This is a genomic window from Ruegeria hyattellae, assembly GCF_041537925.1.
Classification (GTDB): Bacteria; Pseudomonadota; Alphaproteobacteria; order Rhodobacterales; family Rhodobacteraceae; genus Ruegeria_C.
In genome coordinates this window covers 666,750-681,916 of sequence record NZ_JBGOSH010000001.1, presented here as the reverse complement: position 1 = coordinate 681,916, position 15,167 = coordinate 666,750, and the positions used below count along the sequence as shown (strand labels likewise).

Below are 15,167 nucleotides of genomic sequence, written 5' to 3'. Positions count from 1 at the left end.
GTCGATCCCAAACCTTCTTATGCTGCGGCCAAGCAAAAAAGGTGCCGCAGTGCAGAATAACCCGCATACCACGTTGATCACGCCCGATGCGCCGGTGGCGACCGTCACCCATGGCGGACGGGCAAAATGTCTGCAGCGGTTGGTGCGGTTGGATATGCCAGTGCCGCGCACGGTGGCTCTGTCCTTCGAAACGGTGCAGGGGATCGCGGATGGCCATGTGCCTGATATTGCTGGTATCCTCGAACAGTTCGACCCAACGGCGCTGCTCTGCGTGCGTCCGTCCTCCGAGGATCCTGACTGGGGCGGGCCGGGGGCGGTTCTGAATGTGGGCATGAACGATGCCCGCTATGTGGATCTGAGCGACAAGATGGGCGGCGATGCGGCGGCGGCGATTTATCTGCGTTTCGTACAGACCTATGCGCTGCATGTGGCGCGGCTGGACCCGGATGTGTTCGATGATCTGATGGAGGATGGCCAACGAGGGCTGAGCGAAACGCTGCACGCCTATGAGGCAGAAACAGACGAACGCTTTCCGCAGGACCCGGGCGAGCAACTGGCGGCTGTGCTGAAATCAATGGCCCGCGCCTGGGATGGCACCACGGCGCGGTTGTTGCGGCAAGCCAAGGGTGCGCCTGCCGATGCCGGTCTTGGCCTTGTGGTGCAAGAGATGATCCCCGGTCTGGGCCGTGGCGAATGTGGCTCGGGTGTGATGCAACTGGTCAGCAGCACCACTGGCCAACCACAGATCACCGGCCGGTATCTGAGCCAGAGTCAGGGCCGCGATGCGCTGGGGGCCGGGACCGGCGCGCTTTATCTGGCGCGCGACGACCGAGGCCCCTCGCTGGAAGAGGCCGCGCCTGAAGCATATGCCGAGCTTCAGCAGCATGCCGAACTGATGCGCCGCAAGTTGCGCGAAGAGATGCAGGTCGAGTTCGTTATCGAAAACGGCCATGCCCATATTCTGGACGGGGTGCGGGTGACGCGCAGTTCGCGCGCGGCAGTGCAGATTGCGGTGCGGTTGGCTGAAGATGGCATCATCCCGCCGCAAGAGGCGCTGATGCGGGTCGATCCGCACGCGCTGAACGAATTGCTGCACCGACAGGTTCACCCGGATTCAGAACGCGACGTGCTGACCACCGGCATCGCCGCCAGCCCCGGTGCTGCGACCGGTCAGATCGTCTTTACTGCCGCCGAGGCGCAGGCCAGCGCCGCGCGTGGCGAGCCCTGCATTTTGGTGCGGCGCGAAACGTCTCCGGAAGATGTGCGCGGCATGCATGCTGCCGCCGCCGTGCTGACCGAAAAGGGCGGAATGACCAGCCATGCTGCAGTGATCGGACGGGGCTTGGGTCTGCCGTGCATCGTCGGCGCTTCGGGCCTGCGTTTCGTGACCAAGAAGCGGCAGCTGATGACGCAGGACGGGCGCGTGTTCAAGACCGGCGATGTGCTGACCATCGACGGCACCTCGGGGCAGGTGCTGGCGGGCCAGCCGCAGATGCTTGAGGCGGCGCTGGATGACAGTTTCCGGACGCTGATGAGCTGGGCCGAGGCGGAATGCGATATTGGCATCCGGGCCAATGCCGACACGCCCGCCGACGCGCAGACGGCGCAGAATTTCAACGTGCAGGGCATCGGGCTGTGCCGGACCGAACATATGTTCTTTGAGCCGGGTCGCCTGACGGTGATGCGCGAGATGATCTTCGCCCAGACCCCCAGGGGCCGCGCCGCGGTGATGGAGCGGCTTTTGCCGATCCAGCGCAAGGATTTCGTGCAGCTGTTCCGCATCATGGGGGGCAAGCCGGTCTGTATCCGCCTGTTCGACCCTCCGCTGCATGAATTCCTGCCCACCAACCGCACTGGCCAGCGCGAACTGGCCGAGGCGCTGGACCTGCCGGTCTCGGATGTGGAACGCCGGGTCGCGGCGATGAGCGAATACAACCCGATGTTGGGACTGCGCGGCGTGCGGCTGGGCGTAACCGTGCCCGAGATCTACGACATGCAGGCGCGCGCCATCTTTGAGGCCACGCTTGAAGCCAGCAAAAAGGGCGAACCGGTGGTGCCCGAAGTGATGATCCCGTTGGTCTCGGCCTGTCGCGAGGTCGAACTGGTCAAGGCGCGGATCGATGCGGTGGCGGCCTCGGTCGCCTCTGAACAGGGTCGGGATTTCGATTACCGGCTTGGCGTGATGGTTGAAACCCCGCGCGCCTGCCTGCGGGCCGACGAGATCGCGCCGCATTGCGCCTTCCTCAGCTTCGGCACCAACGACCTGACCCAGATGACCTACGGGTTGTCGCGCGACGATGCGGGCCGGTTCATGTCGGCCTATGTCAATCAGGGCGTCTTCACCGAAGATCCGTTTCACGTTCTGGACACCGACGGGGTGGGCGAACTGCTGCAGCTTGGGGTGCAGAGAGGGCGCGAATCGCAACCCGGAATCACCCTGTCTGTCTGCGGCGAACATGGCGGAAACCCCGAATCAATTGCTTTTTGTCGGGCGGCGGGATTCGATTATGTCTCTTGTTCGCCCTTCCGTGTGCCGGTGGCACGATTGGCCGCAGCCCAATTGGCGATTTCCCATCAGGTGGGTGATAGCCGCTAGCTGCCCACAAGATATTGCGGGTGCGTATAATCGGTGGATTTTTGCCATCGGCAAGATTCCACTGCTTTAACGCTTGCAATTTTTTGCGAACTGGACCTGCGCCGAACTCTGGGCTAGAGGGCAGCCTGCGTTTGCTTTTCGGGGGGATCGGTAAGCGCGCGTTATAAACCTGGTGGGGTTTTAGAAATGAACCGATTTATGAAGACGGCCGCTCTGGCGGCGGCTGTGCTGCTGCCTAATGTTTCTGCGTCCGATACGGGGCTTTCCTCGTTGATCGAACATGAGCAAGCGTCTCTCGACACGCTGCCCGGATCGCAGTTTCGCAAATACCTGACCTACGTGCAGCCCAAGGCGCGTCCGGTCGAGGTGACCTATTCGCGTGCCTGGGTGGACGAGCGCCCCAAGGCCGAGGGCGACCAGAACTGGCAATGCCTGGCCGAGGCTCTCTATTTCGAGGCGCGCGGTGAGACAGTCAAAGGGCAGTTTGCCGTGGCCGAGGTCATTCTGAACCGCGTCGAAAGTAGCCGCTTTCCTGACTCTGTCTGTGGCGTGATCAATCAGGGTACTGGTCGCAAATACCAGTGCCAGTTCACCTATACCTGCGACGGGCACAAGGAAGTCATCGCCGAAAAGCAGGCCTATGCGCGTGTGTCCAAAATCGCGCGTGCCGCCATTGACGGCGTGTCGGGCAGTCTGACCGATGGTGCAACGCACTATCACACCACCTCGGTCAACCCGAAATGGGCGCGCGTCTACAAGCGGACGGCGAAGATCGGCGTGCACCTGTTCTACCGCCACAACTATCGCACCGCGAGCAACTGAAACCTTCGGAAATCAGCAGGCTGAAATGGCCTGCTGATGTGACGCGTCAAGGCAGGCGGTTTCGAACCGCAGGCGCGGGATCGCGATTTCCGGTGTCGGGCCGGGTTCCTATGCTGGCGTAACCGCGCGCGGGCTGCTATAGCCCGCCGAACCGGTGATTGCCCATAGCCGAAGGACCCTCTCATGAGTTCTGAAATCCGCCTTGCCTTTGCGCATCCCTCGGAACGGTCCGAGGCCACGGCACCCCGTGCGCCGCTCGACCGGATTTCCCTGCGCGACCACATTGTCGAGGTCGAGATCGGGGCGTTTCAGGCCGAACGTGGCAACACCCAACGCATTTGCTTCAATGTTGTGGTCGAGGTGACGCCTCTGACCGGGCCGATTGACGATGATGTCGACCGGATCCTGTCCTATGACCGGGTGACCGAAGCGATTGCGCATGAATTGTCGGAAGAGCGGCTGAACCTGCTCGAAACGCTGGCCGAACGGGTCGCCGAACGGATCCTGCTGGAACCGCAGGCGGTGCGCGCTTTTGTGCGCATCGAGAAGCTGGACCGTGGCCCCGGTGCGCTGGGGGTCGAGATCGTGCGCGCCCGCGATAAGGTGCAAAGCGAGCCGCAGGAAGAAGACCGTCCGCATCCGCGTCTGGTCTACCTGTCGAACGCGGCCATCGCTTCGCCGCATCTGACCGGCTGGATCGACCAGATGGAGGCGCGCGCGCGTCCGCTGATCCTGTGTGTCGGGCCCTCGGATCTGGCTGCGCCGCAGACCGGCCATGCCATGACTCAGCGGCGGATCGATCTGCTGGCCATAGAACAGAACGCCTGGGTGCTGGCGGCGCACGATCCGCGCTGCGTCGTTGTTTCGACCCGGACCGAGCTGGACTGGGCGATGAAGAACGGCCAGATCAGCGTCTGGGCGCCGTCAAAGATCGTTCTGGACGCCGTGGATGGCCCTTCGGCGCATCCCTCGGACGCGGTTGCACTGGCTGCCTGGTTTGCCGCGACTTTCGAGGCGGGTGAGATGCTGGTGATCGGGGCGGACCTGCCGGTCGAGGCCGACGTGTTGCTGCGCCACAGCCCGGTAGACCAGGCAGACCTGTGACCGAGTATCACCGGCCGATTGTCCAGCACGGTCCCGCGCGCCCGGCGAATGCGCTGCCGCTGGCAGGTGGCCCGCTTTGGTTTACCCATGTCGAGATCCTGTCGCGGCAAGCCGGTCCCCGTGTGGTCGCGGCGCATGATCTGGCCGAGGATGTGCAGGCGCGACTGTCGGGTGCCCGTGAACCGATCGCCGGTCTGGACATGGGTGGGCCGCATATCATGGGCATCCTGAACGCCACGCCGGACAGTTTCTCGGATGGCGGCCAACATGCCACGGTCGAGGCTGCGCGCGCCTCCGCGCGGCAGATGGTTGCACATGGCGCCAGCATTCTGGACGTTGGTGGCGAATCCACCCGGCCCGGCGCTGATTTCGTGCCGATCGAGACCGAGATTGCGCGCACCGCGCCGATCATATCGGCGATTGCTGCTGAGAGTGACACTTTGATTTCCATCGACACCCGAAAATCCGAGGTCGCCGCAGCCGCGCTGAATGCGGGGGCGGGTATGGTCAACGACGTGTCGGGCTTTACCTTCGACTCCGATCTCGCACCGCTGAGCGTGGCACGCAGCGTTCCGGTCTGCGTGATGCATGCGCAAGGCGACCCGGAAACGATGCAGGACGATCCGCATTATGACGATGTCCTGCTGGATGTGTTCGATTTTCTGAGGAACCGGATCGTCCATCTGGCAGGCGCGGGTATACCGGGTGACCAGATCGTGGCCGATCCCGGCATCGGCTTTGGCAAGACGCTTGACCATAACCTGGCGCTGTTGCGCAATATCGGCTTCTTTCACGATTTGGGCGTGCCGATCCTGCTGGGCGCGTCGCGAAAACGCTTCATCGGCACCATTGCGCAGGAACCGCGCGCTGACGCGCGCGCACCCGGTTCGATCGCCGTTGCGCTGGCCGCGCTGGCGCAGGGGGTGCAGATCATTCGCGTGCATGACGTGACCGAGACCGCTCAGGCCTTGCGCCTGTGGTCCGCGGTCCGCTAATTTCGGGCAGCGAAACAAGAACTATCGGCGAGGGGCAGGATGCGGAAACTGTTTGGAACAGATGGGGTGCGGGGCACCGCCAACACCCATCCGATGACCGCCGATCTGGCGTTGCGCCTTGGTGCGGCTGTCGGTCGGTACTTCCGGCGTGATGCCAAGGGCGTTCACCGCGTGGTCATCGGCAAGGATACAAGGCTGTCGGGCTACATGTTCGAAAACGCGCTGACCGCCGGACTGACTTCGACCGGCATGAACGTGTTGTTGCTGGGCCCGGTGCCCACGCCCGCCGTAGGCTTGATGACCCGGTCGATGCGCGCCGATCTGGGTGTGATGATCTCGGCCAGTCACAACCCGGCCGAAGACAATGGCATCAAGTTCTTCGGCCCGGACGGGTTCAAACTGTCCGATCAGGCCGAGGAAGAGATCGAGGCGTTGCTGGAGGCCGGTGTGCAACCGGCGCAGGCGCATAATATCGGCCGCGCGCGCCGGGTCGACGATGCAAGGTTCCGCTATGGCGAGCGGGTGAAATCTTCGCTGCCGCGCGCGTTGCGTCTGGATGGGCTCAAGGTGGTGATCGATTGTGCAAACGGCGCGGCACACCGGGCCGCGCCAGAGATCCTTTGGGAATTAGGGGCCGAGGTCATTCCGGTTGGTGTGGCGCCCGACGGTCTGAACATCAATCTTGGATGCGGTTCAACTCATCCCGAGGCCGCCGCCGAGACAGTTGTGGCCCATGGGGCAGATGTGGGGATCACGCTGGATGGTGACGCGGACCGAGTGATTCTGGTGGATGAGGCCGGGACCGTGGCCGATGGTGATCAACTCATGGCCTTGTTAGCCGAGCGCTGGAACGCCGATGGCATGCTGTCGGGCGGGGCGCTTGTGTCGACGGTCATGTCCAATCTGGGGCTGGAGCGGCATCTGGTGGTGCAAGGCATCAGGCTGGAACGCACGGCGGTCGGTGATCGCTATGTGGTTGAACGCATGCGCGAGGGTGGCTTCAACCTGGGCGGTGAGCAATCGGGTCACATCGTGATGAGCGATTTTGCCACCACCGGCGACGGGCTGATGGCGGGGCTGCATTTCCTGTCCGAAATGGTGCGCAGTGGCAAACCCGCATCGGAATTGGCGCGCCGGTTCGAGCCGGTGCCGCAACTCTTGCGCAATGTACGCTTTGCCGAGGGGCAGGCGCCGCTGGACTTGGCGGCGGTCAAAGCCGCAATCAGCGACGCCGAGGCAGCGCTGACCGGCAAAGGCCGTCTGCTGATCCGCAAATCCGGCACCGAACCGCTGATCCGTGTGATGGCCGAATGCGAGGATGAGGCGCTGTTGGAAGAGAGCGTCAGATCGGTTGTGGGCGCGGTCGAACAGGCGGTTGGATTCGCTGCTCCGGTGGCCTAACGCCCTGCGAAGAAGAGTCGCTTCAGTGCGCCATATTGGCTCAGGCCCATGCCGCCAAGGATCAGGATCATCGCCAACAAAAGGCTATGGGGCAGGGGTTCGTGTAGAAAAACGGCACCCAAAATGACCGACCAGAGCGGCACCTGGTAATTCGTCAACCCCATGAAAACGGGTCCGGCGCTGCGGATCACCAGCACACGCAACAGGTTGGCCGCCGCCGTGGGCACAAGGCCAAGCAGTGCAAGATAAAACAGCGTTTCGCCAGAGGGCAGCGGTGGCGGACCCTCAACAGCCAGCGCCGCCGGCAGAACAACGCAAACCCCGATGCTCAATTGCAGCGCGGCCAGCGCGTAAGGGTCGATCGCGGGCAGTTTACGCATCATCACCGAACTGGTCGCATAACAGGCTGCGGCCGACAGGCAAGCAAGGCGGCCCCAGCCCTCAAACCGTGCACCGGTGCTGTCGAAGGCCTGTCCGCCGATCAGCACCACCACTCCGGCAAAACCGATGAGAAAGCCCAGCACCCGGCGCTGGGTCATGCGTTCTCCGGGCACGAAGACATGCGCCAGCGGCAGAACCATCAGCACCACCGCTGCCATCGAGACCCCGGCAAATCCGCTGGTCACATATTGCTGTCCCCAACTGAGCAGCATGAAGGGCAGGGCGGTGCTTAGCACACCGGTGACCGCCAGCGCACCCCAGGCGCTGCTTTCGCCAAGCCAGATGCGACCGCCCATCATCTGCCAGATCGCAAGCGTCAGCAGCGCCGCAAAGCTGATCCGCGCAGTGGCAAGCCAGAACGGGGTGATCCCGCGCAGGGCCAACTCGATCACCATGAACGTCGCCCCCCAGACCAACCCCAGCGTTGCTATCATCAGCCAGCTTTTTGTGGTGATGTCGGGGGATTGCGTCATTGGGGCTCCTTATGCCGTGCAGTCGGTTTTGAACCGGCTGGCTCAGGCGGTCAACAAGCTATGCTTCGATGTGGATCGAACTGTGAGCGTCTCTGGATAAACGAAGGGCGGACCAAAAGGCCCGCCCGTCAGGATGCCACAACAGCAGGCCGGATCAGTTCTTTTCCTGATCCACCAGCTTGCCGGCGGAAATCCACGGCATCATGCCGCGCAGTTTCTCGCCGACCTGCTCGATCTGGTGCTCGTCGTTCAGACGGCGGGTGCCTTTGAAGAAGGGCTGGCCGACTGCGTTTTCCTGCATGAAGTCCCGTACGAACTTGCCGGTCTGGATGTCGCGCAGGATGCCCTTCATCGCCGCCTTGGTTTCGTCATAAGGCAGTACCCGCGGCCCCGAGACATATTCGCCATATTCAGCGGTGTTCGAGATCGAGTAGTTCATGTTGGCGATACCGCCCTCATAGATCAGGTCGACGATCAGCTTGGTTTCGTGCAGGCATTCGAAATAGGCCATTTCGGGCGCGTAACCTGCCTCGACCAGGGTTTCAAAGCCCATGCGGATCAGCTCGACGATGCCGCCGCACAGAACCGCCTGCTCGCCGAACAGGTCGGTTTCGCATTCCTCGCGGAAGTTGGTCTCGATGATGCCCGAACGGCCGCCACCGATGGCCGAGCAGTAGGACAGGCCAATTTCCAGCGCCTTGCCGGTTGAGTCCTTGTCGACCGCCACCAGACAGGGCACGCCGCCGCCTTTGACATATTCGCCGCGCACGGTGTGGCCGGGGCCCTTGGGGGCCATCATGATGACATCGATACCCTCTTTCGGCTCGATCAGGCCGAAATGCACGTTCAAGCCGTGGGCGAACGCGATGGCGGCACCCGGCTTGATGTTGTCATGCACATATTTCTTGTAGGTCTCGGCCTGCAATTCGTCGGGCATGGTGAACATGATCACGTCGCACCAGGCCGCCGCTTCCGCGATGCCCATGACCTGCAGACCTTCACCTTCGGCTTTCTTGGCCGAGGCAGACCCTTCCCGCAGGGCGACAACAAGGTTTTTGGCGCCGCTGTCGCGCAGGTTCAGCGCGTGGGCGTGGCCCTGGCTGCCATAGCCCAGGATGGCCACTTTGAGGTCCTTGATCAGGTTGATGTCGCAGTCGCGATCGTAATAGACGCGCATATCGGCGTTCCTCCATTAGAATGTCTGGCGCTGTTTTAGGTCACACACCCATGGGAGTGGAGGGGGGATTGCTGCTATTTTGCACACCAGGAGAGATTTTCATTCGCGAAAGTAAATGATAATGAATAAATCATGCTTGACGATATCGACAGACGCATTCTTCGCTACCTGCAGGCCGATCCCAGCCTGTCTACTTCTGAACTGGCCGAGCGGTGCCGGATCACCTCGGGCGTCTGCTGGCGACGGATCGAGAAGATGGAGGCGAACGGGATCATCCAGGGGCAGGAGGCGGTGATCGACTGGACGGCGCTGGGCTATGCGGTTGAGGTTTCGCTGCGGGTGACATTGGACAAGACGCAGGCGCGCGCCTTTGATGAGTTTACCGCACAGGCGCGTCAAGTGCCCGAAGTGATCGAGATCCAGACCTTTCTCGGCCGGGTCGATGTGCGGCTTTCTGTCATCGCGCGGGACATGTCGCACTACCAGCAGATCTATCGCGACCGCATTCTGACACTGCCGCATATCGCCGATATCGAGGCGCTGATGCATATCGCACGGGTGAAGCGGGACGAGGCGCTGCCGGTATGATCGAGTTTGACGAGATGGACCGCAAGCTGCTGCACGCACTGACCCAGGATGCCACCCAAAGCGCGGGCGCGCTGGGCCGGCGTTTTGGCCTGTCGCAGCCCGCCGCCTGGCGCCGTATCAAGCGGTTGCACGAAAGCGGTGCGATCAAGGGCCGTCGGTTGCGGCTGAATGCCGAGGCGCTGGGATTTGGCGTGACGGTCTTTTTGGGTGTCAAGCTGGCGCGTAAGGGGCAGGTCAGCCTGGAGGATTTCGAACGTGCGGTCTCTGCAATCCCAGAGGTGCAGACCGTGGAACATGTTCTGGGGCTTTATGATTATCGCTTGCGGATTGTTGCCCGCGATCTGGCTGATTTCGAACGGGTGCTGCGCCGCCGGATCATGACACTGCCCGGTGCCGGAGACGTTGAGGCAAATGTATTGCTGAGCGAAGAACGACTACCCGGCCCGATCGGGGTCAGTACCGCGCCCGGACCTGAAAGCCCGAATGGTGCGTCATCCGCACGAAGGTGACCGGGACTCCCTGTTTCCAGGTGGTCCGCTCGATCTGCATCACGGAGGTGCCTGCCGAGGTCGCCAGAAACTCGGCTATGCGGGCATCGGCTGGCACCGAGGACAGGATCATCTCGGCATCGGTGAAGGGGACATAGGCCAGCAGCCATTCATTCGGGCCTGCCTGAGAAAGGTCGGCCTGTTCGATCTCAGGGACCACATCCAGATTGACCCAGCGTTCCTCGAACTGGAAGGGGTGGTTATTGGCATAATGCATGCAGAGCACGTGCAGGACGCGGCGATCGGGCAGCAGGCCTAGCCGCGAACTGAGCCAGGCCGGCGCGGGATCGATCGAATGGCTTACCAGCGTGTACCGGTAGGTTGCGTTCTGCTCTTCGACCATTTTGCGCACCAGCGCGATCTCGAACTTCGCCAGCTTGACTGGCGCGGTTGTAACCCGTGTTCCGCTTTTGCGGCGGCGTTCCACAAAGCCGCCATCGGCAAGTTCCCGCAAAGCGCGGTTCACTGTCGCACGGGCGCAGCCGAATTCCTCGGCCAGATCTGACTCGGTGGGAAGCAATGTGCCTTGCGGCCAGATACCCTTTTCAATCCTGCTCTGTACCAACTGGCGAACCGCTTGGAAGCTGGTTCTTTTACGTTCCTGCAACTGGCTACGACCTTATCTTTCCTTGCGTGTGCCAATTTGTTCGCAAACATCTTATGGTGTAAAGTTAAATTGACCCCAATTGGCGTCATGCCCTTGGGGAAGCACCTATTCCATGGTTGATTTTGACGTTTTTGTTAGATCGTTCATGCGGCCGCGATGCTAAGGGAAGCTGGGGAGTTTTCTGTCGAGATTCGCGTTTGCAGGTTTCCCCAGCGTCAATCGGCCGGTATCTACAGGCTGAAAATATCAGAAGGATAGCTGCCGTGCCTGCACTGCTTGATACTGTCGACCCCAACGGGCTCGAGGAATTCTCCGTTGTTTTCACTGACCGCTCGCTCAACCATATGTCCGCTGATTTTCAGCAGGTGATGCGCGACATCTTGGAACTGCTGAAATCGGTTTATAACGCCGATGGTGTAGCGGTGATCCCTGGTGGCGGCACCTATGGGATGGAGGCCGTCGCGCGTCAGTTTGCGCGCGGTGCAAATATTCTGGTCGTGCGCAATGGTTGGTTTTCCTATCGCTGGAGCCAGATCATCGAAACCGGCGAGTTGACCGCGAGTGCCACGGTGATGAAGGCGCGTCAGACTGGCAATGCCAGCCCGCAGCCCTTTGCACCGGCTCCCATCGACGAGGTTGTGGCTGCGATCCGCGAGCAAAAGCCGGATGTGGTCTTTGCCCCGCATGTGGAAACCTCGGCCGGGGTGATCCTGCCCGATGACTACGTGACCGCGCTGGCCAGCGCAGCCCATGAAGTGGGCGCGCTGATGGTGCTGGATTGTATCGCCTCGGGCTGCATCTGGATCGACATGAAAGCCACCGGCGTCGATGTGTTGATCTCGGCCCCGCAAAAGGGCTGGAGCGCGTCGCCCTGTGCTGGGCTGGTGATGCTGTCAGAGCGTGCCGAACAGCGCCTTCAGGAAACCACGTCGGACAGCTTCGCAGTCGACCTCAAGAAGTGGCGCGAGATCATGGCGGCATATGAGAATGGCGGTCATGCCTATCACGCCACCATGCCAACAGATGCACTGAAAGCCTTCCGTGACACGATGGTCGAGACCCGCGATTATGGCTTTGAAAAACTGCGCGAAGCGCAATGGGCGTTGGGCACTGGCGTGAGGGCGCTGCTCAAGGACAAGGGCGCTACCTCGGTTGCCGCCGACGGGTTCGGCGCGCCGGGGGTGGTGGTCAGCTATACCGGTGACCCCGACATCAAGAGCGGCAAGAAATTCGCCGCCGAAGGCATGCAGATCGCCGCTGGCGTGCCGCTGCAATGTGATGAGCCCGAAGGCTTCAGCACTTTCCGGCTGGGGCTGTTCGGCCTCGACAAGCTTTATGATGTGGACGGCACCATTGCGCGGTTGAAGCGGGTGCTGGACAAGGTTCTGTAAGACCCGTTCAGCGCACACCCAGCCCCATCTGCATCAACGTGCGGCGCACGGCGGGCAGGGCATAGAGCGTGTCCAGACCCAGGGCACGGGCATCACGCAACGGCTGCGCCTCGACCATCGAGGCGCGGTTCAGCAGGTCGATCCCGGTGACCCGCAATTCCACGTCTCGGATGCGCGCCTTGTGATAGGCATCAAGCATGGCGGCGTTGCCGAGATCGTTGCGATGCGCCTCGGCCAGGTCCAGCAAGATTCGCAGATCGTTCAGCGACATGTTCAGCCCCTGCGCGCCGATCGGCGGCACCACATGGGCAGCCTCGGCCATCAGCGCGATCCGTTCACCTGCAAGCCGCGTCGCGGATTGGCTGATGATCGGCCAGATCGTGCGGCGCGAGGCCAGTTTCAGCGGCCCGAGCAACCCGCAGGAGCGTTCGGTCATTGCAGCCTCGAAGGCCGTATCGGGCATCGCAAGCAGATCTTGTGCCACCGGCCCGCGCTCCATCCAGACAATCGCGGATGAAGGCGATCCCTGCCAGTCCGGCAGCGGCACCATGGTGAACGGCCCGCCCGAGCGGTGGATCTCGGTCGAGACATTTTTGTGCGGTGTCGCGTGGGTGACGGCAAAGGCCAGCGCTTTTTGCCCGTAGCGCGTGGTTTTCACATTAATTCCGGCGGCCTCGCGCATGGGCGAGTTGCGCCCGTCTGCGGCAATGACAAGCTTGCAGCGGAGGCGGCTGCCATCGCTCAAACCCACCCGCGCCTCGCTGGTCCGGGTAAAGAGCGTGGTTGTGCCGGTGCCGGGCCTGAAATCGACATTCGGCAACTCGGTCAGCAGGGCGATCATCTCGCGGCGCAGCAGCCAGTTCGGCAGGTTCCAGCCAAAAGGCTGATCGGAGATGTCGGCGGCGTTGAAATCGCGCACGATGCGCGGTTCCGGCACCTCGCCGCCCGCGTCGACGATCCGCATGATTTGCAGCGGGGCGGCATGATTCGTCAGTCGCGCCCAGAGCCCGCATTGTTCCAGCAGCGCCTGCGCCGGCTGCAGAAACGCGGTGGTGCGCAGGTCCGAGCCCGCAGCGTCGCGTTCGGTCACCGGCGGGGTCGGGTCGACGCAGATCACGTCAAAGCCTGCCGCGCCAAAGGCGGCGGCAGCGGTCAGGCCGGCGATGCCGCCGCCGGAAATCAGGATATCGCAGGTTTGGGTCATCGCGCAGGCCTCCGTTCGGGCGGACTGTAATCCGCGCCGCCGGTCAAGGCCAAGCGACAAGCTGTCCCGGTGCTTATCCCAGGGTGATAATGAGCAGGATGGCCCAGATCACCGGCACCATGATAAGCGCCGGGATATAGAGGCCAAGCACGCCGAAAAGGGCAATCGAGCATCCCCAGATCGCCACGCCCGCAATCACCAGACCCCAGGCCTTCACCGCTCCGCGATCCAGCGTCCCGGCGTCGATCTGCCCGACGATGCCAGCACCAAACGGGAGCGCCATCGCCAGGCGGCGCCAGAAGGAATGCGGGGTGGGGGATGTTGTAGTGCTCATAAGAAACCTCTCTGATGCATCTTTTTACACAGACTAGCAAACCCCGCGCAACTGCACGCGGCACACAGTGTCGCTATGGGTCCATTTCAGACCAGCCTTGCCAGAAACCCCGTCAGGTCGTCGGTATGGTGATGAATGTGGAGCGCCTCGGCGCGGGTGGGGGCGACATGAACGGTGCGCATGCCCATCTCATAGGGGGCTGCCAGATTGCGGGGGTCATCCTCGAACATGGCGGCGCGGTCGGGGGTGACACCGTCCCGGGAAAAGATCGCCTCGAACGCGGCGCGCTCGGGCTTGGGGCGATAGCCCGCATGTTCGACGCCGTAGATCGCGTCGAACAGTCCGCTCAGCCCGCGCGCGGCAAGCACGCGTTCGGCATAGGGTGCAGACCCGTTGGTATAGACGATGCGCCGTCCGGGCAGCCCACTGATATGTGCGGCCAGTTCCGTGTCGGGCTCCATATGGGTGGTATCGATCTGGTGGACCGCGTGCAGATAGGGGTCCGGGTCCAGATCATGCTCGCGCATCAGCCCCGCCAGCGTCGTGCCATAGGTGTGCCAGTAATGGCTGCGCAGCCGGTCGGCCTCGGCCTCGCTGACCGAGAGCGCCCGCATCACATATTGCGTCATCAGCACTTCGATCTGATCGAAGAGCTGCATCTGCGGCGGGTAGAGAGTGTTGTCCAGATCGAACACCCAATGCGCCACATGTGAGAAATTGTGCCTGACCATGGGGCCGGGTTTAGGCCAGTCGGCGCCCCTTTTCAACGCTTTGGCTTGATTGGCGGGTGCCGGGGGCGCTAGACAGGTCCGAACAAGGAAAGCCGCTTGCATGAACCGCACCCATTCCAATCAGAAAGACGCCTATCACCTGGTCCTCGAAGCGATCGATGTCGGGGTGTACAAACCCGGTGACCGTTTGGTGGAGAGCGATCTGGCGGAACGTTTCGGTGTGTCGCGCACCCCGATCCGCGAGGCGTTGCAACGGCTCGAGACGCAATCGCTGCTGGAACGCGACGGTCGCTCGCTGATCGTCGCTTCGCTGGATCACAACCAGATGGCCGAGCTTTACGTCGTGCGCAGCGAGTTGGAAGGGCTGGCTGCCAGCCTTGCCGCACGCCATGCCACCGAAGAGGAAATCAGGGTGCTACGCGAAATGGTCGAGGCCGACGATGCGCTGGTTGATGATCCGCCCGCGCTCAGCCGCGCGAACCGGCGGTTTCACGAGCAGATCCACCTGGCCTCGCACAATCGCTATCTGGTGCAGCAGCTGGATCTGGTGCACCGCACCATGGCGTTGATGGCGACCACCTCGCTGGCCGCGCAGGGCCGGGGCGAGATCGCCCAAGCGGAACACAAGGCCATCGTCGAAGCGATTGCCGCGCGAGACGAAGAGGCGGCCGGCCGCGCGCTCAAGGACCATATCTCGGTCGCCTTTGTCACCCGGCTCAAGCAGGATGCGGATGAGCGCGAACGCATTTAGGGTC

General features: G+C 62.4%; 15 protein-coding genes. 9 read left to right on the top strand and 6 right to left on the bottom strand.

The window, feature by feature from the left end; genetic code table 11:
- Positions 1–19 precede the first annotated feature (19 nt).
- The 5 genes from AB1E33_RS03380 (at position 20) to glmM (ending at position 6,918) form a co-directional block, all read left to right on the top strand.
- Positions 20–2,596: a putative PEP-binding protein gene (locus tag AB1E33_RS03380; RefSeq protein ID WP_372575833.1), complete on the top strand. Its 2,577-nt coding sequence runs from the start codon at positions 20–22 to the stop codon at positions 2,594–2,596.
- A gap of 198 nt (positions 2,597–2,794) precedes the next feature.
- A complete protein-coding gene (locus AB1E33_RS03375; RefSeq protein ID WP_372575832.1) occupies positions 2,795–3,418 on the top strand; it encodes a cell wall hydrolase in 624 nt (207 codons plus the stop codon).
- 183 nt (positions 3,419–3,601) lie between these two features.
- Positions 3,602–4,522, top strand: a complete 921-nt coding sequence (locus AB1E33_RS03370) for a dihydroneopterin aldolase (protein WP_372575831.1) — start codon at positions 3,602–3,604, stop codon at positions 4,520–4,522.
- Positions 4,519–5,517 carry a dihydropteroate synthase gene (gene folP, locus AB1E33_RS03365; RefSeq protein ID WP_372575830.1) on the top strand — a complete coding sequence of 333 codons (999 nt, stop codon included), beginning with the start codon at positions 4,519–4,521 and terminating at the stop codon, positions 5,515–5,517. The genes AB1E33_RS03370 and folP overlap by 4 nt, the downstream gene beginning before the upstream one ends.
- A gap of 39 nt (positions 5,518–5,556) precedes the next feature.
- Complete coding sequence (gene glmM, locus AB1E33_RS03360) at positions 5,557–6,918, top strand: phosphoglucosamine mutase (protein WP_372575829.1); 1,362 nt, start codon at positions 5,557–5,559, stop codon at positions 6,916–6,918.
- Here glmM and AB1E33_RS03355 read toward each other — a convergent pair.
- Entirely contained in the window at positions 6,915–7,832 is a 918-nt protein-coding gene (locus AB1E33_RS03355; RefSeq protein WP_372575828.1) for a DMT family transporter, read from the bottom strand. The two genes, glmM and AB1E33_RS03355, sit on opposite strands and share 4 nt — an antisense overlap.
- A gap of 154 nt (positions 7,833–7,986) precedes the next feature.
- Entirely contained in the window at positions 7,987–9,009 is a 1,023-nt protein-coding gene (ilvC, locus tag AB1E33_RS03350) for a ketol-acid reductoisomerase (RefSeq protein ID WP_372575827.1), read from the bottom strand.
- A gap of 132 nt (positions 9,010–9,141) precedes the next feature.
- On the opposite strand from ilvC, the gene AB1E33_RS03345 reads away from it, so the two are divergent.
- Together AB1E33_RS03345 and AB1E33_RS03340 are read left to right on the top strand one after the other, a co-directional pair.
- Complete coding sequence (locus AB1E33_RS03345) at positions 9,142–9,597, top strand: Lrp/AsnC family transcriptional regulator (RefSeq protein WP_372575826.1); 456 nt, start codon at positions 9,142–9,144, stop codon at positions 9,595–9,597.
- Positions 9,594–10,106: an Lrp/AsnC family transcriptional regulator gene (locus AB1E33_RS03340; protein ID WP_372575825.1), complete on the top strand. Its 513-nt coding sequence runs from the start codon at positions 9,594–9,596 to the stop codon at positions 10,104–10,106. Before AB1E33_RS03345 ends, AB1E33_RS03340 begins: the two co-directional genes overlap by 4 nt.
- Here AB1E33_RS03340 and hutC read toward each other — a convergent pair.
- Positions 10,051–10,710, bottom strand: a complete 660-nt coding sequence (gene hutC / locus AB1E33_RS03335; RefSeq protein WP_372575824.1) for a histidine utilization transcriptional repressor HutC — start codon at positions 10,708–10,710, stop codon at positions 10,051–10,053. The genes AB1E33_RS03340 and hutC overlap by 56 nt on opposite strands.
- 305 nt (positions 10,711–11,015) lie before the next feature.
- Here hutC and AB1E33_RS03330 point away from each other — a divergent pair, with 305 nt between their 5' ends.
- Complete coding sequence (locus AB1E33_RS03330; protein WP_372575823.1) at positions 11,016–12,143, top strand: aminotransferase class V-fold PLP-dependent enzyme; 1,128 nt, start codon at positions 11,016–11,018, stop codon at positions 12,141–12,143.
- 7 nt (positions 12,144–12,150) lie between these two features.
- Here the strand turns inward: AB1E33_RS03330 and AB1E33_RS03325 are convergent, their stop codons facing one another.
- From AB1E33_RS03325 to AB1E33_RS03315, 3 genes are all read right to left on the bottom strand, one after another.
- A complete protein-coding gene (locus AB1E33_RS03325; RefSeq protein ID WP_372575822.1) occupies positions 12,151–13,347 on the bottom strand; it encodes a UbiH/UbiF family hydroxylase in 1,197 nt (398 codons plus the stop codon).
- A gap of 73 nt (positions 13,348–13,420) precedes the next feature.
- Positions 13,421–13,681, bottom strand: coding sequence for a hypothetical protein (locus AB1E33_RS03320; RefSeq protein ID WP_372575821.1), 261 nt, complete (start codon positions 13,679–13,681; stop codon positions 13,421–13,423).
- An 86-nt stretch (positions 13,682–13,767) separates the two neighbouring features.
- Entirely contained in the window at positions 13,768–14,412 is a 645-nt protein-coding gene (locus tag AB1E33_RS03315; RefSeq protein ID WP_372575820.1) for a pyrimidine 5'-nucleotidase, read from the bottom strand.
- A 100-nt stretch (positions 14,413–14,512) separates the two neighbouring features.
- Here AB1E33_RS03315 and AB1E33_RS03310 point away from each other — a divergent pair, with 100 nt between their 5' ends.
- Positions 14,513–15,163: a GntR family transcriptional regulator gene (locus AB1E33_RS03310; protein WP_372575819.1), complete on the top strand. Its 651-nt coding sequence runs from the start codon at positions 14,513–14,515 to the stop codon at positions 15,161–15,163.
- Positions 15,164–15,167 lie beyond the last annotated feature (4 nt).